General features: G+C 74.6%; 14 protein-coding genes. 8 read left to right on the top strand and 6 right to left on the bottom strand.

Translation table 11 applies throughout. The features are described 5' to 3' along the window. Window positions 1–26: 26 nt before the first annotated feature. Entirely contained in the window at window positions 27–845 is an 819-nt protein-coding gene (locus ACIOD1_RS02130; protein ID WP_365617790.1) for an isocitrate lyase/phosphoenolpyruvate mutase family protein, read from the bottom strand. Window positions 846–1,008: 163 nt separating this feature from the next. Then, a complete protein-coding gene (locus ACIOD1_RS02125) occupies window positions 1,009–2,130 on the bottom strand; it encodes a threonine synthase (RefSeq protein WP_365617788.1) in 1,122 nt (373 codons plus the stop codon). A gap of 230 nt (window positions 2,131–2,360) precedes the next feature. On the opposite strand from ACIOD1_RS02125, the gene ACIOD1_RS02120 reads away from it, so the two are divergent. The 8 genes from ACIOD1_RS02120 (at window position 2,361) to ACIOD1_RS02085 (ending at window position 12,342) form a co-directional block, all read left to right on the top strand. Beyond that, a complete protein-coding gene (locus ACIOD1_RS02120) occupies window positions 2,361–3,935 on the top strand; it encodes a S8 family peptidase (RefSeq protein ID WP_401899638.1) in 1,575 nt (524 codons plus the stop codon). 165 nt (window positions 3,936–4,100) lie between these two features. Continuing rightward, a complete protein-coding gene (locus ACIOD1_RS02115) occupies window positions 4,101–5,300 on the top strand; it encodes a DUF4190 domain-containing protein (protein ID WP_401899636.1) in 1,200 nt (399 codons plus the stop codon). A gap of 137 nt (window positions 5,301–5,437) precedes the next feature. After that, window positions 5,438–6,190, top strand: a complete 753-nt coding sequence (locus tag ACIOD1_RS02110) for a GntR family transcriptional regulator (RefSeq protein WP_365617782.1) — start codon at window positions 5,438–5,440, stop codon at window positions 6,188–6,190. A gap of 217 nt (window positions 6,191–6,407) precedes the next feature. Continuing rightward, entirely contained in the window at window positions 6,408–8,093 is a 1,686-nt protein-coding gene (locus ACIOD1_RS02105; RefSeq protein ID WP_401899634.1) for a purine-cytosine permease family protein, read from the top strand. Between the two features lie 160 nt (window positions 8,094–8,253). Continuing rightward, window positions 8,254–8,448 (top strand): SPOR domain-containing protein, encoded by a 195-nt coding sequence (locus tag ACIOD1_RS02100; protein WP_365617778.1) that lies wholly within the window; start codon window positions 8,254–8,256, stop codon window positions 8,446–8,448. A 27-nt stretch (window positions 8,449–8,475) separates the two neighbouring features. Next, window positions 8,476–8,940, top strand: coding sequence for a (deoxy)nucleoside triphosphate pyrophosphohydrolase (locus ACIOD1_RS02095; RefSeq protein ID WP_365617776.1), 465 nt, complete (start codon window positions 8,476–8,478; stop codon window positions 8,938–8,940). Between the two features lie 162 nt (window positions 8,941–9,102). Beyond that, entirely contained in the window at window positions 9,103–9,531 is a 429-nt protein-coding gene (locus tag ACIOD1_RS02090) for an ATP-binding protein (RefSeq protein ID WP_365618052.1), read from the top strand. 177 nt (window positions 9,532–9,708) lie between these two features. Further along, window positions 9,709–12,342: a SpoIIE family protein phosphatase gene (locus ACIOD1_RS02085; protein ID WP_401899630.1), complete on the top strand. Its 2,634-nt coding sequence runs from the start codon at window positions 9,709–9,711 to the stop codon at window positions 12,340–12,342. 79 nt (window positions 12,343–12,421) lie between these two features. On the opposite strand, the gene ACIOD1_RS02080 is transcribed toward ACIOD1_RS02085, so the two are convergent. From ACIOD1_RS02080 to ACIOD1_RS02065, 4 genes are all read right to left on the bottom strand, one after another. Then, entirely contained in the window at window positions 12,422–12,961 is a 540-nt protein-coding gene (locus ACIOD1_RS02080) for a hypothetical protein (protein WP_401899627.1), read from the bottom strand. Between the two features lie 138 nt (window positions 12,962–13,099). Next, window positions 13,100–13,819, bottom strand: coding sequence for a PspA/IM30 family protein (locus ACIOD1_RS02075; protein WP_365617773.1), 720 nt, complete (start codon window positions 13,817–13,819; stop codon window positions 13,100–13,102). A 109-nt stretch (window positions 13,820–13,928) separates the two neighbouring features. After that, entirely contained in the window at window positions 13,929–16,013 is a 2,085-nt protein-coding gene (locus ACIOD1_RS02070) for a TPM domain-containing protein (protein ID WP_401900433.1), read from the bottom strand. A gap of 151 nt (window positions 16,014–16,164) precedes the next feature. After that, window positions 16,165–19,317, bottom strand: a complete 3,153-nt coding sequence (locus ACIOD1_RS02065) for a protein kinase (RefSeq protein WP_401899624.1) — start codon at window positions 19,315–19,317, stop codon at window positions 16,165–16,167. Window positions 19,318–19,380 lie beyond the last annotated feature (63 nt).

Here is a 19,380-nt window from a genome sequence, read left to right as displayed (position 1 = left end):
GTGGCCCCTGCATGCTTCCCGGTATCTCAGCCCTTGAGCAGGCCGTTCACCTCGCCGTACGGGAGGGAGTGCGCGAGCGCCCCGTACGTCCCGTCGGCCAGCAGTTCCTCGGTGGCGCGCCGCACCAGGGCATAGGCGGCCTCGGCCACCCACGCGCCGAGGCTGACCCGGGCCACGCCGAGGGCGCCCAGCTCGGAGACGGAGGGGGCGGAGGGGCCGACGAGCACGTTGAGCGGGGCGTCGACGCCCTTGGCCAGCTCGGTGAGGACCGCGGGATCCAGGACGCCCGGGACGAAGACGCCGGAGGCGCCGGCGGCGAGGTAGGCGGCGGCGCGGCGCAGGGTCTCGTCGAGCCGGGTCTCCGGGGCGCCGAGGCCGAAGAGGTACGTGTCCACGCGGGCGTTGATGTAGAGCGGGACCCCGGCGGCGTCGGCGGCGGCGCGGGCCGCGGCCAGTCGCTCCGCGTGCTCGGCGGGGGCGCGGTTGCCGTCCTCGATGTTCACGCCGACCGCGCCGGCGGCCAGCACCCCGGCGACGGTCTCGCCGACGGCGGCGGCGTCCACGCCGAAGCCGCCCTCGATGTCGGCGGTCACCGGCACGGACACGGCCGAGGCCACCCGGGCGATCAGGTCCAGGGCGCGGTCCCGGGAGAGGGCGTCACCGTCGGGCGCCCCGAGGGACCAGGCCACCCCGGCGCTGGTGGTGGCGACGGCGGCGGCCCCGGCGGCCTCCACGAGACGGGCACTGGCCACGTCCCAGGCGTTGGCCAGGGCGAGCGGGGCGGCGGGCGTGTGCAGGCCGGCGAAGGCGGTGGCGCGGGCCGCGAGGTCAAGGTGGTTGCTCATGGGGCCAGTTCACCAGCCGCACGGGGTCCCGGCCGGCGGATTTCCGTCGCCGTCCTTCCCGGACCCCGGACCCCGGACCCCGGGCCCGGACCCCGGACCCCGGGCCCGGACCCCGGACCCCGGACCCCGGGCCCGGAGCGCCCCCTCGGAGCGGCGGTTCGGGTCAGTGGGGCGCGGAGGGCAGGCCGGACTTGGTGCCCGAGCCGCAGAGGGGGATCACCGTGGTCCGGCCGCGCAGGGGGTCGTCCGGGGCGTGCGGACCGACGGCCGCCCAGCAGGCCGCCGCCGTCGGCTCCACGTAGAGGCCCCGGCGTGCCAGGTCCCGCTGGGCCTCGCGCAGCCGGTCGTCCGGGACGGTCAGGAAGGTGCCGCCGGACTTCCGCACCGCGGCCAGGATCTGCCGGGCCCGGGGCGGGGCCGGGATGGCGATGCCCTCGGCCAGGGTCGGCAGCTGGGGCACCGGCTCGGCGTCCTGCGCGCCGGCCGCGAAGGCGGCGGCCAGCGGGGCGACCGCCTCGGCCTGCACCGCGATCAGCGCGGGCGGCCGCACTCCGCGCCGGGCCAGCTCCTCCACGGCGAGGGCGGCGCCGAGCAGCAGCGTGCCGTTGCCGACCGGGACGACGAGGGTCTCCGGGAGCCGGCCCCCGAGCGCCTCCCAGATCTCGTACGCGTACGTCTTCGTCCCGTGCAGGAAGTAGGGGTTGAAGACGTGGCTCGCGTAGAAGACCCCCGGCTCGTCGGCGACCTCCCGGGCGGCCAGCGCGGTGGCCTCGCGGCCGCCCGGCACGATCCGTACGGTCGCGCCGTGCGCCCGGATCTGTTCCGTCTTCTTCTCCGAGGTGCCCTCGGGCACGAAAACTTCACAACGCAGTCCGGCCCGCGCGCAGTACGCCGCCACGGAGGTCCCCGCGTTGCCGCTGCTGTCCGCGACCACCCGCTCCGGGGCCAGCCGGCGGGCCACCTCCGCGAGCATCACCGCGCCCCGGTCCTTGAAGGACAGCGTCGGCATCAGGAAGTCGAGCTTGGCGTGAATCCGCTCCGCCAGCGGCACCAGCGGGGTGTGCCCCTCGCCCAGGGACACCGAGAACGCCCCCGGCAGGGGCAGCGCGGCCGCGTACCGCCACAGGGAAGGGGGCCCGGCCGCCGGTTCCAGGGCGCCGGCCGGATCCGGTGCGAAGTCGAGGTCCCAGGGTCCGGCGCAGAGCGGGCAGCACCACGGGGCGGTCCGCACGTCCGCGCGCGTTCCGTCCTCGGGGCAGAGGTAACCAGGCAGTGCGTGCGACATGTGCGGAGCGCCTTTGCTCGTTCATGGCCGTTGTATGGCACGGATGTTACGCGTCCGTTGTCCTCTTGTGGGATGACGCACGGCTGGGTCAACCTTTCGGAGGCGACGGGCCGTTGGGCTCTTCGAATTGTCATGGGCATGCCGTCCTGTCCTCGGGCATGCCCGCACGTGCTCCGGGCCCCACCCGCACACCCCCCGCAACGCACCACCCAATGAGGAGGACCCCTCACATGTCCGTGATGCGTCACACCCGCCGGAAGTTCGCCGGCATCAGCGCGACCGCCGTCGTGGCCCTCGCGCTCGGTACGGCCGCCGCGTTACCCGCCTCCGCGGCCGACTCCGGCCCGCAGGGCGTCATCGAGAACGCCGGAGTGGCGGGCGCCGTCCCCGGCAGCTACATCGTGACCCTGAACGACTCGGCGGCCCGCTCCACCGCCCCGAGCGGCAAGGCCGTCGCCCAGCGCTACGGCGCGAAGATCGACCGGACCTACAGCGCGGCCCTCAACGGCTACTCCGTCGAGCTCTCCGAGGCGCAGGCCCGGAAGCTCGCGGCGGACCCGGCCGTCAAGTCGGTCGTGCAGAACCGCGTCTTCACCGTCGACGCCACCCAGCCCAACCCGCCGTCCTGGGGCCTGGACCGCATCGACCAGCGGGCCCTCCCGCTGAACCAGAGCTACACCTACCCGGACAGCGCCGGCGCGGGCGTGACGGCCTACATCATCGACACCGGCGTCCGCACGACGCACCAGGACCTCGGCGGTCGCGCCTCCGACGGCTACGACGCCATCGACAACGACAACACCGCCCAGGACGGCCACGGCCACGGCACGCACGTGGCCGGCACCGTCGGCGGCACCACGTACGGCGTGGCCAAGAAGGTCAAGATCGTCGGCGTCCGGGTGCTCGACAACAACGGCTCGGGCACGACCGCCCAGGTGGTCGCGGGCATCGACTGGGTGACCCGCAACGCCGTCAAGCCGGCCGTGGCCAACATGTCGCTGGGCGGCGGGGCCGACTCCGCGCTCGACACCGCCGTGCGCAACTCCATCGCCTCCGGCATCACCTACGGCGTGGCCGCGGGCAACGAGTCCACCGACGCCTCCACCAAGTCGCCGGCGCGGGTGGCCGAGGCCATCACGGTGGGCGCCACCACCAACACCGACGCCAAGGCGAGCTACTCCAACTACGGCACCATCCTGGACATCTTCGCCCCCGGCTCCTCCATCACCTCCTCGTGGGGGACGGGCGACACGGCGACGAACACCATCTCGGGCACCTCGATGGCCACCCCGCACGTCGTGGGTGCGGCGGCCCTGTACCTCGCGCAGAACCCGGGGAGCACCCCGGCGCAGGTCCGTGACGGCCTGGTCGCGGCGGCCACCCCGAACGTGGTGACCGGCCCCGGTACGGGTTCCCCGAACCGCCTGCTCAACGTGGGCGCCGGCACCACCCCGCCGAACCCGGGCACCCGCTTCGAGAACGCCGCCGACTACGCGGTCAACGACAACTCCACCGTGGAGTCGCCGATCACCGTCAGCGGGATATCCGGCAACGCTCCGGCGACGCTGAGCGTGCCGGTCGACATCACGCACACCTACGTCGGTGACCTGAAGGTCGACCTGGTCGCCCCCGACGGCACGGTCTACAACCTGCGCAACCGCACCGGCGGCAGCGCGGACAACATCGTGGCGACCTTCACCGTGAACGCCTCCTCCGAGGTGGCCAACGGGGTGTGGAAGCTGCGGGTCGCCGACCTCGCGAGCGCCGACACCGGGAAGATCGACTCCTGGGCCCTGCAGTTCTGAGGGCTTCGAGCGGGACGTGAACCGGCCACCGTCCGGGCGGCCGGGCGGCCGGCGCGATAGGGGCCGGATCGCGCGATGAACGCGGGGGCGACCGATTTCTCGGTCGCCCCCGCTGCGTACGATTCGCGCATTCGTTCGCCCCCGCCGTCATGGAGTCCCCGCCCTGTGAGCACGCCGCCCGCTCCGCAACCCCCCTCCGGCCAGGGCCCCGAGCCCCACCACCCGGGCCTCCCGTCCTCGCCGCCGGTGTGGGGCGCGCCCGCTTACGGATACCCGGTCGCGCCCGGGTACGCGTACGGATACCCGGCCGCGCCCGGGTTCAGCGGCTTCGCCGTCGCGTCCCTGCTGGTCGGACTGCTCTGCCTGCCGCCGCTGGGGATCGTCTTCGGGGTGATTGCCCTGGTGCGGACGGCGGGGGGCCGCGAGCGAGGCAGGGCGCTGGCGGTGGTGGGCCTGACGGTCTCGACGGCGATGACGGGCGTCCTGGTCCTCGGCGTCGTCCCCCGACTGGGCGGCTACCTCGACCGGGCCGCGGTCGCGATCGCCTCGCAGCGGCCCGAGGGCCGGCCGGTCGATTCCCGTGCCCTGGGCGTCGGCGACTGCTTCAACGTCGAGGGCGGCGACCTCTTCGGCGCGGACCCGCGGCCCTACCGGATCGCCTGCGAGGAGGTCCACGACGCCGAGGTGACCTTCGCCGGCGCGCTCCCCCTGGCCGGTGCGCCGGAGGATTCCGCGCTGGACCGGGCGGCGCGGGAACGGTGTTGGATGGCGGAGGACGATTACGTGAGGGACACCTGGGCCCTGCCCGCGGACGTGCAGATGATCTACTACGGGCCCTCGGAGGAGGACTGGCGCGACGGGTACGAGAGGCTCTTGTGCGTGCTCGGCACCCCGGACGGGGAGCACCGCGGGAGCCTGCGCGTGCGCGAGGACCTGACTCCCGAACAGACCGCCCTGACGAACACGCTGAACACGGTGGACCGGGCGCGGCTGGGCAGCCCCGACCCCGAGGTGGAGAACGCCCTGGCGGAGTACCGGGAGTGGGCGGGTCGGGTCGAGACGGAGCTGGGCCGGGAGGCCCGACTGCTCGCGGAGCCGGTGGAGCCGGCGGCGAGTGCGGCGGCGGCCGCGCAGCTGAAGGCGGTGGAGGCGAGCCGCGCGCACTGGCGACGGGCAGCGCGGGCGAGGGGGGCGAAGGAGTTCCGGGTGGCGTGGGACGCGGCGCGGGCCCCGCTCGACCCGGAGACGGAGAAGGTGTTGCGGGGGGCGTTCGGGCTGGCGACCACGGTTCCGGAGTGGCTGTCGGACTATGTGGAGGGTTCTGGTCCGGATGGCGGGGGAGGTCCGTCGTCGGAGTCGATCTGAAGTCCATCGGGTAACGCGCGGTAGCGGGTTTGAGTGACCTGGCTTCATCACTTCGGGTGAAACTCTGGCCCGTGCTTGCGCACTTCAACCGTCGGTTGCCAGGGTGTAGCTGTCTGTCAACCTGATGGGAGTGGCCAGTGACTTTCGGTGAGCAGCCGGCCTATCTGCGCGTCGCCGGGGATCTGCGACGGAAGATCGTCGATGGGTCCCTGCCCCCGCACGCCCGCCTCCCTTCCCAGGCCCGGATCCGCGAGGAGTACGGAGTCTCCGACACGGTGGCCTTGGAGGCGCGCAAGGTCCTCATGGCGGAGGGCCTGGTCGAGGGCCGCTCGGGATCCGGTACGTACGTGCGCGAGCAGCCGGTGCCCCGGCGGGTCTCCCGTTCCGGCTACCGGACGGGCGGCGCCTCGACGCCGTTCCGCCAGGAGCAGGCGGAGTCGGGCGCCCGCGGCACGTGGGAGTCGAACAGCGAGCAGGCGGGGGCGCCGACCGAGATCGCCGAACGGCTCGGCATCGAGCCGGGGGACCGGGTCATGCGCACCCGGTACGTCTTCCGCGACGCGGGGGAGGCGATGATGCTCTCCACCTCCTGGGAACCCCTGGCCGTGACCGGTCGGACCCCGGTGATGCTGCCGGAGGAGGGGCCGCTGGGCGGCTCGGGAGTGGTCGACCGGATGGCGGCGATCGACGTGGTCGTGGACAACGTGGTCGAGGAGGTCGGGGCCCGGCCGGGCCTGGCCGAGGAGATCATGTCGCTCGGCGGGGTGCCCGGACACGTGGTGCTGGTGGTCAGCCGCACCTACTTCGCGTCGGGCCGGGCCGTGGAGACGGCGGACGTGGTCGTCCCGGCGGACCGCTACCGGCTCGCCTACCACCTCCCCGTACGGTGACCCGGCCGCACGCCGCCCGCACGCCGACCGCGTCGGGCGGGCGGCCGGAGGGCGGTGGGCGCGTACGGGACGGCGGTGAGGGGCCCGGGGCGCGGGCTCGCCCCGGCGGCCGGCGGTGACGGGCTCGCCCCGGCGGTGACGGGGTGAGTCGGGCGTAACGCGCGGGCAATGCCGGGGTGTGACGGGTCGTCACGCGCGGGCCCTACATTCCGGCGCTATGACCGACACCGCCCCCGCGCCGCAGGCTCCCGCGCCGCCCCGCCGCAGCTACGCCAAGCTCGCCGCAGACGAGAGCCGCGAGGACTACTCGTTGCGGTACGCCCCCCAGTCCTTCCGACGCTGGAGCCCCGCCACCGTCGCGGGCACCGCGCTCGGCGGGATCGCCTACCTCGCCGACTTCGCCATCGGCGCCTCGATCGTCTTCGCCTACGGGTTCACCAGCGGGGCCGCCGCGATCCTGGCCGCCGCCGTGATCATCTTCCTGACCGGCATCCCCATCGCCCGCGCCTGCGCCACGTACGGCCTGGACATGGACCTGGTCACCCGGGGCGCCGGCTTCGGGTACTTCGGGTCGACGCTGACCTCCCTGATCTACGCCTCCTTCACCTTCATCTTCTTCGCCCTCGAAGGCTCGATCATGGCCCAGGCCATGCACCAGGCCTTCGGCCTCCCGGTCCAGATCGGCTACCTGCTCACGACGTTGATCGTCATCCCGATCGTGTTCAAGGGCATGGGCGCCCTCGCCAAGGTGCAGGCGTGGACCCAGCCCGTCTGGCTGATCGGCCTCGTCCTGCCCTTCCTCGTCCTGGCCTTCGAGTCCCCGGACTCCTGGGGCGCCTTCGCCCACTTCGGGGGCACCGAAGGGGCCGGCTCCGGCTTCTCCTGGATCGGCTTCGGCTTCGGCACCGGGATCGCCCTGTCCCTCATCGCGCAGATCGGCGAACAGGCCGACTACCTGCGGTTCATGCCCGCCAAGACCCCCGCCAACAGGCGGGTCCGGCGCCTCGCCGTGCTCGCCGCCGGCCCCGGCTGGGTGATCATCGGCGCCGCCAAACAGCTCGGCGGGGCCTTCCTCGCCTTCGTCGCCCTCGAAGCGGTCGGCAAGACCCACGCCCTGGAGCCGATCGCCCCGCAGGTAGAGGCGCTGCGCCCCTGGCTCGGCACCTTCGCGCTGCCCGCCGCCGCGCTCTTCGTGATCGTCTCCCAGGTGAAGATCAACGTCACCAACGCCTACAGCGGCTCGCTGTCCTGGTCCAACTTCTTCTCCCGCGTGACCCATCGCCACCCCGGCCGCGTCTGGTACATCTTCCTGAACCTCGCCATCGCACTCACGCTGATGGAGATGAACATGTTCGCGATGCTCGGGAAGCTGCTCGGCTTCTACTCCAACGTCGGCATCGCCTGGATCGCGGCCGTCGCCGCCGACCTCGTGATCAACAAGCGGCTGGGACTGAGCCCGCCCTACATCGAGTTCAAGCGCGCCTACCTGTACGCCGTCAACCCGGCGGGTTTCGGCGCGATGGTGATCGCCTCCGCCGTCTCGATCCTCGCCTTCTTCGGGCTCTTCGGCACCTACGCGGAGGCCTTCTCCACCTTCATCGCCGCCGGACTGGCCCTCTCCCTGTGCCCGTTGATCGCGTGGCTGACCAAGGGGAAGTACTACCTCGCCCGTCCGAACACGGTGAGCGGCCCCGGCGCACGGGTCGAGGACGTCACCGCGACGCACACCTGCGCGGTGTGCGAGACGGCGTACGAACTCCCGGACATCGCCGACTGCCCCGTCTGGTCCGGACCGATCTGTTCCCTGTGCTGCTCCCTCGACGCCACCTGCGGTGACGTGTGCCGCAAGGAGCCCCGAGGGGGCGCGGTGATCCTCCCGATGCCCTCCGTACGCCGGGGCTGAACCGGCGCGGACGGCCATTTCGTACGCCTGGCCGGATGCGTACGCCCCCCAGGTACCTCTTCGTGAAAAACCGTATCCGCTCAGTAAAGGTCGGGCGTAAGCTCGGGCATATGCGCAATGCGGTTTCCCGGTCAGGTACATCGGCGGAGGGTGAAGCTCGATGAACGACAGCGGTGCCCTGCTTCCATGGCTGGTCATACGTCAGGACGACAACGGCAACCGCTACCGGGTGGGTCGCTACTCCACCCGGGCCGAGGCCCAGAAGGTCGTCGACAGCCTCGACGACCGGGGTCACAAGCAGCTCTACTGGGTCGAGCGGGTCGGGCAGGGGAGCCAGACCGCCACGACGAACTGACGTCAGGCGCCGGCATAGGCTCCGTCCATGACTGTACGAGTGGTCGTGGGCGGAGCCCTTTGTCATGACGGGCGCCTGCTGGCCGCCCGGCGCAGCGCGCCCCCCGAGCTGGCCGGCCGCTGGGAACTCCCCGGCGGCAAGGCCGAACAGGGGGAGTCCGTCCCCGAGGCGCTCGTGCGCGAACTGCGCGAGGAGCTCGGCGTCGAGACCGAGGCGCTGGAGCGGATCCCGGGGGAGTGGCCGCTCAAGCCCGGGCTGGTCCTGCACGTGTGGACCGCGCGCCTGCTGGCCGGGGAGCCCGCCCCGCTGGAGGACCACGACGAACTGCGCTGGCTCGGCCCGCACGAGCTGGACTCGGTGGACTGGCTCGACCAGGACCGCCCTGCGGTCGAGGAGGCCGGACGCCGGCTGCGCGCCGCCGGCGACCATGCGGGCGGCGGCGATCACGAGGGTGGCCGTGGGGATCACACCGGGGCGCGCCGGGGCGCGTGAGGGTCGCGTTCTAGGCCGTCTGCGCCACAGTGCGCCGTGCGTGGGGGATCGGGTGGGATCGGGTGGTACGGCGCCCCGAATGTAGGGTATGTCGCTATTGTCCCTATCTCGTCCCTCCTTCGTCCCCGACGAACCGGACTGGGGTCGATGGTGGCCCGGGAAGTGATCGGCGTGATCGACACAGACGGCGAATGCGCCGAGTGGGCCTTTCCCGCCGAGCCCGGTGCCGTCCGCACCGCCCGCCATGCCGTGCGCGGCACGCTGCGTTCCTGGGGCCTCGACTCCGTCGGCGACGTGACCGTCCTGCTGGTCAGCGAGCTGGTGACCAACTCCCTGCGCTACGCCTCCGGCCCCATCGGGGTCCGCTTGGAGCGCCGCAACCCCGACGGGGAGGGGCTCGTGGGAGGGCCCGCCCTGCTCGTGGAGGTTTCCGATCCGCTTCCGGACCCGCCGCGCGAGCGGGTGGCCACACCGGACGACGAGGGGGGGCGCGGGCTACACCTCGTGGCCGTGTCCGCGCAGCGCTGGGGGACCCGGCACGGGAAATCGGGGAAGACCGTGTGGTTCGAGTTGGCTCTTCCTGGTGAGTAACAAGGGGAAGGGTGGCAAGGGGGTCTCCCGGTGGCGCAGCCTGGGGGAGACCGCCGGGCATGGCTGAAAAACAACGGGACCCTTTTGTGATCGTGAACGCCGTGCCGTACGGGGCCGTGGTGCTGAATACTTCGGTCATGGCCGGTCCGGTTGCGGTGAGCTGGAGGGGACGGTCGCGTGAGCGAGATACCTGCGCAGGCACATCAGGCCCGGTTGTCCGGGGAGGCGTGGCACGACTCCTTGTGGCACAGCAGCCCGCCTGGCTCGATATATGACTACATAAAGGTCGCTTCCTTCTCGATCGGTCCGGACGGGCTCGTCGACCAATGGAGCCTGCGCGCCGAGGAGCTGTTCGGGCTCACCGCCGCCCAGGCGGTCGGGCGCGACCCCGTCGAGGCCTTCATGCCGCCCGAGCTGCGCGCGGGCGGTCATCGCAAGGTCGCGGAGATCCTCGACGGCAAGGAATGGACGGGCCTGGTCCCCTTCCGGATCCCGGGCGGCGACGGCGCGCACGGGGTCGCGGAGATCTATGTGATGCCCACCCAGACCGAGAGGGCCGAGCGGGCGGCACTGTGCGTGGTCGTGGACGTCCGCGCGCTGCGACGTATCGAATCCGATCTGGCTGCCTCGCAGGCGATATTCGGTCAATCACCCTTCGGCTTCCTGCTCTTCGGCACGGACCTCACCGTGCAGCGCGCCAACAGCCGTTTCGCCACCGTCTTCGGGGGCGCCGTGGAGGAGCACCGCGGCCGGACCGTGCACGACTACCTCCCCGCCCACCAGGCCGACCGCATGACGGAGGCCCTGCGCCGGGTCCTGGAGACCGGCGAGTCCGTCACCGACCTCCGCATCACCGGGGCGGCCCCGGGCGGCCGGGGCAGGGGCGAGCGCCACTGGTCGATCAACCTCTACCGGGTGCACGGCGGCACCGGCCGTCCGATCGGGGTCGCGGGCCTGGGCACCGACGTCACCCGCCGCCACCTCGCCGCCCGCGAGGCCGCCGGGGTCCGGCGCAACCTCGCCCTGCTGAACGAGGCCGGGCACCGCATCGGCAACTCCCTCGACCTGGAGACCACCGCCCGCGAACTCCTCGACGTCACCGTGCCCGGCTTCTGCGACCTGGCCGCCGTCGACCTCTACCAGGGGTTGCTGCTCGGCGACGACGACCGGCCCGCCCGGCCGCAGGGTCCGGGGATGCCCTCGCTGCCCGGGCAGGGGACCGGACGGGCCCCGTCGGCGCCGCTGCGCCGGGTGGCCTTCTCCTCCGCGGTCTCCGACGCCCCGCTGTCGGGGCCCGGACCGCTGGTGGCCGTGGGGGAGGTGCACCGGTACCCGGCCGCCTCGCCCGGCGCGCTGGCCCTGCGCACCGCCCGGCCCCGACTGGTGGCCGGGGGCGGCGCGGACGACCTCGTCCAGTCCACGCTGATGGTGCCGTTGGTCGCCCACGACACGGTGGTGGGCCTCGCGCAGTTCTCCCGTACGAAGGGCAGCGAGCCCTTCGGCGAGCGCGACCGGGCCGTCGCCGTGGAACTCGCCGCACGGGCCGCCGTCTGCATCGACAACGCCCGCCTCTACCGGCGCGAACACGAGCGGGCCCTGATACTGCAACGCAGCCTGCTGCCCCCCGGCGACCCGGAGGCGGCCGGCCTGGACATCGCCTGCCGCTACCTGCCGGGCAACGCGGCGACCGAGGTCGGCGGGGACTGGTTCGACGTGATCGAGCTGCCCGGCCACCGCACCGCCCTGGTCGTCGGCGACGTGATGGGTAGGGGCCTGCGGGCCGCCGTGGCGATGGGCGAACTGCGCACCGCCGTACGGACCCTGGCGCTGCTCGACCTGGAGCCGGCCGAGGTGCTCACCGCCCTCGACGAGATCGCCCGCGGGCTCGGCGCCCCCGGGGGCTCCCAGCAGGCCTCCCGGGCCGCCCTGCACTCCCGGGACGCCGACCGCTCCGAGGTGTACCTCGCCACCTGCGTGTACGCCGTCTACGACCCGGTCACCCGGCGCTGCACCATCGCCAACGCGGGCCACATGCCGCCCGTGCTGGTCGAACCGGCCGACGAGGGCGGCCTGCCCCGCCCCGGGCTGTTGTTGGAGATCCCGACCGGGATGCCGCTCGGCGTGGGCGGCGAGCCCTTCGAGGAGGTCGAGGTGGAACTGCCCGAGGGCGCCCTCCTGGCCCTCTACACGGACGGGCTGGTCGAGTCCCGCGACCACCCCCTGGAGGAGGGGCTGCGCGGACTGCGCGAGGCGGTCGCGGATCCGTCCCGCCCGCTGGAGGAGGTCTGCGACCACGTCCTGGACACCCTCCCCACCCGGCACGGCGAGGACGACATCGCCCTGCTCATGGCCCGGGTCCAGGGGCTCCCCTTGGACGCGGTGGGGGACTGGCAACTGCCGCGCGAGGCCCGCTCGGTGGGCCGGGCGCGGGAACTGGCCCGGGCGAAGCTGCCCGGGTGGGGGCTGGAAGGGCTGCTCGACACCACGGAGTTGCTGGTCAGCGAGCTGGTCACGAACGCCCTGCGGTACGGGGAGGGGGAGATCCGGCTCCGTCTGCTGCTGGACCGGACCCTGGTCTGCGAGGTCTGGGACGCCAACCTGGCCCAGCCGCGCCGCCGCCGCGCCCGGGACACCGACGAGGGCGGCCGGGGCCTCCAACTGGTCGGCCTGCTCTCGGCGGGCTGGGGCACGCGCCGCACCCACCGGGGCAAGACGGTCTGGTTCGAACTCCCGCTCCCGATGCCGGGCGGCCCGGTGCCCGAGACCGGCACGGAATTGTCGGCGGAGGAGTTGCTCGGCCTCTACGGGTGAGGGCCGGTCTACGGGTGACGGCCGGCCCGAACGCCTCCCACCGGGGCCCCGCGGCGTGCGCGGGGCCCCGGTGGCGCGGTCAGTAGCCCCAGCGCGCCCGGCTGCCGTCCGGACGGCAGTGGATCATGCGGCCGTTGCCGGCGTGGGTGGAGCGGCCGACATCGGCGTCGCGGCAGAACTGGCCCGCGTTGTAGCAGTTGCCCGCGTTGGAGACGATCTCGCAGTCGGCGGTCGCGGGCTCGGCCGGCGCCTTGGTGGTCGGCTTCGGAGCCGGCGCGGGCGCCGTCCGGGAGGGGGCCGGCGCCGGGGTCTCGTACGCCTTCGCGTCGGAGGCGACCGTCGGTGACGGCGGCGGCGGCGGGGGCGTGGGCGTGGCGGAGCCGGCGGAGGGCGTGGGCGACGGGCTCGGTGTCGGCGAGGCCTCGGGCGTCGGCGTGACGCTCGCCGAGGCCGTGGGCGGCGGAGCGGGATCCGCGGGCCCCTTGTCCGTGGCGGGGCCGCAGGCGACGGCGACCCCCGCCACCAGCAGGGCCACCAGCGCCCGCCTCAGCGGGCCCCCCGGCCGCCCGGATCCGTGGACTTCGTTGGCTCTTCCGCTCGCGCGGACGGCGCTGTGCATCGGTACCCCCACCTGAAGCCGTACAAATGATTCACATCATATGAACGGCTTTTCGGTGGAACTCGGACTCGACACAATCGTGACCTGAGGGACGGGACGGACGGGACGGACGGGCGCCGGCCGTCGACCGAAAGGGCGTCAGGCCGCCTTGCCCGCCTTGAGCGCGGCCAGCCGGGCCTCGATCTCCGAGGTCTTGCCCAGGTCCTCCAGGGACTCGAACTGGGCGTCCAGGGACGAGGCCGCCAGCTCCTGCTTGCCCATCGCCATGGCCTCCTCGCGGCGGACCTTCTCCTCGAAGCGGTTCAGGTCGCTCGTCGGGTCCAGGACGTCGATGTTCTTGACCGCGTCCATCATCGTGTTCTGCGCCTGCGCGGTCTTGGCGCGGGCCACCAGCTCGTCGCGCTTGGCCTGGAGTTCCGTCAGCTTGCCCTTCATCGCGTCCAGGCCCGACTTGAGCTTGTCCACGACCTCCGTCTGCGCGGCGATCGTCGGCTCGGCCGTCCTCGCCTCCTTCTCCGACTGCATCTGCCGGCCGAGGGCCACCTTCGCGAGGTTGTCGAACTTGTCGGCGTCCGCCGCCGAACCGCCGGCGCGCAGCTCGTCCGCCTTCCGGCTCGCCGCGAGGGCCTTGCCGCCCCACTCGGCGGCCGCGTCCACGTCCTCCTTGTGGTCCGCCTCCAGCATCCGCAGGTTGCCGATGGTGGTCGCCACCGCCTGCTCCGCCTCCGAGATGTTGTTCGTGTAGTCGCGGATGAGCTGGTCGAGCATCTTCTGCGGATCCTCCGCCTGGTCCAGCAGCGCGTTGATGTTCGCCTTCGCGAGCTGGGTGACGCGGCCGAGGATGGTCTGCTTGCTCATGACGGGTCTCTCCTGGTGCGTGAAGGATGGTTCCCGGGAGTCCTGTTGGTCCCGTTGGTGTTGGGGGACTTGGGGGACTTGGGCCTGGGCGACCGGCGCGGTCCTGCGGTCAGAAGCGGCCGCCACCGCCCATCCGGCCCCGCGTGCCGCCCCCGCCGAAGGAGCCCGGTCCGCGTCCGCCCCCGCCTCCGCCGAAGCCGCCCCCGCCGAAGCCGCCGCCCCGGCCGCCGCCGAAGCCGCCGCCCCGGAGGATCTCGCCCAGGATGATCCCGCCGAGCACCGCCCCGCTCTGGCCGCCGCCGCCCCGCCGGCCCGCGTACGGGTCCTGGTACGCCCGTACGTCCTGCTCCGCCAGTTGCTGAGCCTGCCGGGCGAGGGAGTCCGCCTGCTGGGCCTCCGCCAGTGCCCCCGGCGGATCGGACCGCTCCAGCGACACCGAGCGCTCCAGGTGCCGTTGGGCCTCCGCCAGCCTGGTCCGAGCCTGGCTGCCGACCGCGCCCCGGCTGGTCGTGACGTAGTCCGTCGCCGCGCCGATCGCGCTGCGGGCCGACAACAGGGCCTGGTCCAGCAGGCCGGCCGCCCGCCGGCGCCCGCTCTCCTGCTCCCGGGCCCCGGCCAGGGCCTCGTCGAGGGCCGCGTCGGCCTCCTCGACCCGGCGCAGGGCGTCGATCGGGTCGTACCGGCCCGCCTCCGTCTCCCGGCGCACCTCGGCCAGCACGGACTCCGCCCGCCCGATCCGGCCGCGCAGGTCCGCCGTGGAGGTGCCGGCGGCGGTGCCGGTCAGCAGGCCGCGGGCGTCGGCGAGGTCGGTCTCCGTCTCGCTCAGGGCCCCCGGCAGCTTCCCGGCGGCCTCCGCCAACTCCTGCGCCCGCCGCTCCACCGCGTCCACCAGGGTCGTCGCCTGCTCCACCGCGCCCTCGGCGGCCCGTACGTGCACGGCCGCCCTGCCGTTCTCCCCGCCGGCCAGCGCCGCGCGGGCCTCGCCGAGGTGGGTGGTGGCGAACAGCATCCGGTCCTCGGCCTGTTCCGGGTTGGACGCCACGGGCGCGGCCGCCGAGTCCGCGTACCGGCCGGTCAGGGCCGTCAGGGTGGCCTTCGCGGTGGTCGTCCGGCCGGCCAGCGCCCGGAAGCGTTCCTCGACGGCGGCCAGCGCCTGCGGGGCGTTCTTCTGCAGGTCCCGCAGGCGGTCGAAGTCCTCGGACTCGGCGTCGAGCCGGCGGCTCGCCTCCGTGCACCGCGCCACGATCTCGTCCAGCATCCTGCGCCGGGTGGCGTCGTCCTCGGGATAGGCGTCGTCCAACTGCTGGCGCAGCCTGAAGGCCTGGGTCAGCTCGCTCTTCGCGTGCTCCACGACCGTGGTGAAGGTCCCGACCGCCTCCTCGCCGAACTGGGCCGAGGCGAAGCCGAGTTCCTCTGTGCTGGTGCGGATCGCGTCGTCGGTCTCCACGAGCAGCGCCTTGGCCCGGGAGTCCAGCTCGGGCAGCGGGGTCGGCTCGGCCCGCTGCCCGTCCCAGCCCGGATGGGCGGTCGCCGTCGCGCCCCCGCCGCCCCTGCCGCCCCGGCCGCGCTTGCGGCGGGAGTACGCGTAGGCCCCGAAGGCGCCGGCCGCGCCGACGACGACCACCGGGAGGACGAAGTCGCCCGCCCCGTCCGTGCCGCTCGCGCCGCCGCCCGGATCGGCCTCGCCGGGGGTGATGGCGGGCGTCGGCACGGGCTGCCCGCCCAGGACGGCGGCGTAGCCGTTCGCGGCCCCGACGGCCGCCCCCGCCCAGTCGTTCTCCCGCAGGGCGGGCTCGATGGCGGTGCGGGCCACCTCGGCCAGCTGCGCCTCGGTGAACCCCGAGTCCACATCGGCCGAATAGGCGTACTGGCGGTCCCCGGTCGCCACCGCCAGCAGGACGTCGTTCTGGCCGAGGCCGTTCTTCTGCGCGGTCGCGTCCGCCCAGCTCTGTGCGGAGCGCCCGGAGAAGTCGTTCACGTAGGCGACGAACAGCTGCACCTTGCGATCCGCGTACAGCTTGTCCAGCGCGGCCGTGACGGCGGGCCGCCGGTCGCCCAGGGCCCCCACCCGGTCCGTGATCTGCCCCTGCCGGGACAGGGTGACGGGATCCTCGGCGCGGGCCTGCGGCGCTCCGACGAGGCCCCAGCCGCCGAACGCCAGGAGCGCGGCGGCCAGGGCCGGCGCGGAGCGCACCCAGGCCCTGCGGCGTGCCCGGCGGCCGTTCGTCTCGCGGGTCTGGCTTCTCGGCGGATACACATTTGGCAGGCTATGGGCACCTTCGTACCCCCGCACCCGGAGCGGAGCCCGCCTCCGCCCCGGCGGGTACGGGGGTCCCGGGCGCGGATCAGGGCGGGGTGAGGGCCGTCAGGGCGGGGAGGGAGACGAGCAGGGCCGTGGTGGTCAGGGCGGCGGGGCCCAGCGCTGCCGAGGGGTGCTCCCAGGGGCGGCCCGGCTTGCCCGAGTCCGTCGACAGGCCCGTCACGGACGGCAGCCCCGCCCGCCCCAGCAGACCCCGCCGACCGCCGTGCGCGGAGCGGACGTACAGCACCCCGCGCCGCACGCCGAGCAGTTCGAGCCCGCAGTGCGGCCCCTCGCGCCGGGTCACCTGCCGCTGCCAGCGCACCGAGCCGCTCTCCGCGTCCAGGGCGAACACCACGTCGCCGCCCTGTTCGGGGCGGTACGCGGCCACGTACACCGCCCCCTCCTCCACCAGCGGCGCCCGCGCGGCCGGCGTGCCGGGGTCGAAGCGCCACAACTCGTAGCCCCGGCGGCGCTCCAGGGCCCGCACGAGGTTCCCGTCGAGGACGTGCACGGGCCCGCCGGCCGGACCCGCCGAGGCCGGACCCGCCGGGGCCGACCCCGCCCCGGAGCCGTACCCGCGCGGCCAGGACCACAACGGCTCCCCGCTCGGCAGGTGCAGCGCCCGCAGCCGGCCCCCCTCCCCGAGGACCAGGCACTCCCCGGACACCGTCACCGTGCGCGGAGCGGCGAACGGCAACGGCCGGCGCCACACCCGCGCGCCGTCCGTCCGGTCCAGGGCGGTCAGCTCCCCGTCCGCCGCGTACAGCAGCAGCGTCCCCGCCAGGGTCAGCGCGCCCGGCTCCGGGGCCTGCGGCAGCTCCCGCCACCAGCGCACCCGCCCGTCCGCCGGCTCCCGGACCACCAGCCGGCCCTGGGGCCCCGCGCCCGACTCCACCACCACGCACACGGAGTCCGCGTCGGCCGCGCACCACACCCGCTCCGGCTCCGGCAGGGGCCACGCCCGCACCCCCTCGTCGGAGTGCGCCGTCCAGCGCTCGGCGCCCGTCGCGCCCGTCACCGCCCCCACCCCGGACCCCGCCGCCCACACCACACCGCTCCCGGCGGCGAACAGCGCCTCCGGGACCACCTCCCCGCGCCACAGCTCCTCGCCCGGCCCGGGCCACCGCCCCGGGGGCAGGGGCGGCTCCGCGCCGAGCAGCACCGCCACCCCGGGCGGTGGGGGCGCCCCCGGGTCCGCGGCGGCGGCGGCCAGCCAGGGCGCGCCCGCCGTGCAGTCCCGAGCGATCCAGGCCAACTCGCGCCCCCGCTCGGCCGGGTCGGTGAGCCGCCGGGCCGCGGCGACCCGCTCCCGGGCCGTGGCCGGCTCCAACACCGGTTCGGCGCCGTCCGAGGCCGGCTCCCGGGCGGCCTCCAGGGCGGCGCGGGCCGCCTCCCGCTCCCCCTCGGCGCCGGCGTCACCGCCGGGCGCGCCCGCCGCCCCCTCCAGCTCCGCCAGCGCGACCCCGGCCAGTGCCAGGGCCCGCGCCGACCCGGCCTGGTCCCCGACGCCCGACCGTTCGCCCGCCACCCGGCACAGGGCCCGCACCCGGGCCCCGCCGGTCGGGAGCCGCTCCGCCAGCCGCAGGGCGGCCGTCAGGTCCTGCCGGGCGACCACCGTGACGGTCTTGGCCTCCGTCGCCGCCCGCACCACCGGGCTCCGGATCATCGACAGGTACCCCTCGGCCCGGACCGGATCGGCCGCCACGCTCGCCAGCGCCGCCCGGGCCAGGACGGCCTCCTGCGCCGGGCCGCCCGCGAAGTGCCGCCGGGCCAGCCGCACCCCGCGCTCGGGGGCCACCGCCGCGAGCTCCTCGGCGACCTTGCGCAGCCGACCCGTCCGGGCCGGCCCGGACACCGTGAACAGCGCCTGCTGCGCGTCGGTCAGCACCCGCTCGGTGCGCGCCGGGGCGTCCCGCGAGATCCGCCGGGCCAGCCCGGTCAGCAGCCCCGCGACGCGCGCCCCGTCGCCCTCCCCGTCGGCCCACGCCCACAGCTCCGCGTCCGCCAGCAGCCGGCTCGCCAGACCCGCGTCGAAGCGGGCCGCGGCCTCCGCCGCGAGGGCGAGCCCCTCGGTGCGGGCGGCTCCGGCGCCGGGCGGCAGGGCGGTCAGGATCCCCTCCGCCTCGCGCAGCAGCTCCCGTACGAACTCCCGTACGTCGGCCGGTATCCCTCCGCCCGGCTCCACGGGCGCGGGCTCCCCGCCGACGGAGCGCGCGGCCGTGCCCCCGGGAACCCCCGCCGCGACCCCGACCGGCACCCCGGCCACCGCGACGACCGGCACCCCGGCCACCGCGACGGCCGACACCCCGGCCACCGCGACGGCGGGTTCCACGACGACCGCGAGGGTCGGCTCCACGGCCACCTCCCGCAGGGCCGCCGCCACCCGCGCCGCCGACTCCGGCCGGTCGGCCGGGTCCTTGGCCAGCAGCGCCAGGACCAGCCGGTCCAGCTCCGGGGAGAGCGCCACCCCGGCCTCGCGCAGCGACAGCGGCGGGTCCTCCACGTGCCGGCGCATCAGTGCGTACACGGGCTCCGACGACCCGAAGGGCGGCCCTCCGCTCAGCAGGGCGTACAGCACGCACCCCAGCGCGTACAGGTCGCAGCGGGCGTCCACGTGCTCGCCCCGCCACTGCTCCGGCGCCATGTACGGCGGGGTGCCGAACATCCGCCCCGTCACCGTCCAGCCCGCCGTCGCGTCGGCGGAGTGCGCGATCCCGAAGTCGCAGATCTTGAGCCGGCCCCCGGGCAGCAGGAAGAGGTTGCCGGGCTTGAGGTCCCGGTGGACGACGGCCTGTTCGTGCGCGGCGGCGAGGGCCTCGGCGGTCTGCGCGGCCAGGTCCACCGCCACGGCCGGCGCGAGCCCGTCCGTCTCCCGGGCCAGGACCGCCGCCAGGTCCTCCCCGGAGAGCAGCTCCATCACGATGAACAGCCGGCCGTCGTGCTGCCCGACGTCGTGCACCACCGTGATGCCGGGATGCGTGAGCCGCGCCCCGATCGTGGCCTCGCGACGGAAGCGGGCGATCAGTTCCGCGTCGGTCGCGGCCTCCAACAGCACCTTCACGGCCACGGCCCGGTCCAACGACCGGTCGTGGCCGCGCCACACCTCGCCCATCCCACCCGCACCGAGCCGCCGGTCCAGCCGGTACCGGCCCGCCAGTAGATCCCCCACCCGCACCGCGAAGCCCCCTGACACCACGTCAATCGACGGTTACCAGGGGGCATTGTCCACGGCGGAGGTGTCGGCAAGGTGTGGCGTGCG

Source organism: Streptomyces sp. NPDC088097, assembly GCF_044741845.1.
In the GTDB taxonomy this organism is placed as follows: Bacteria; Actinomycetota; Actinomycetes; order Streptomycetales; family Streptomycetaceae; genus Streptomyces.
This window is presented reverse-complemented; position numbering and strand designations above follow the sequence as displayed.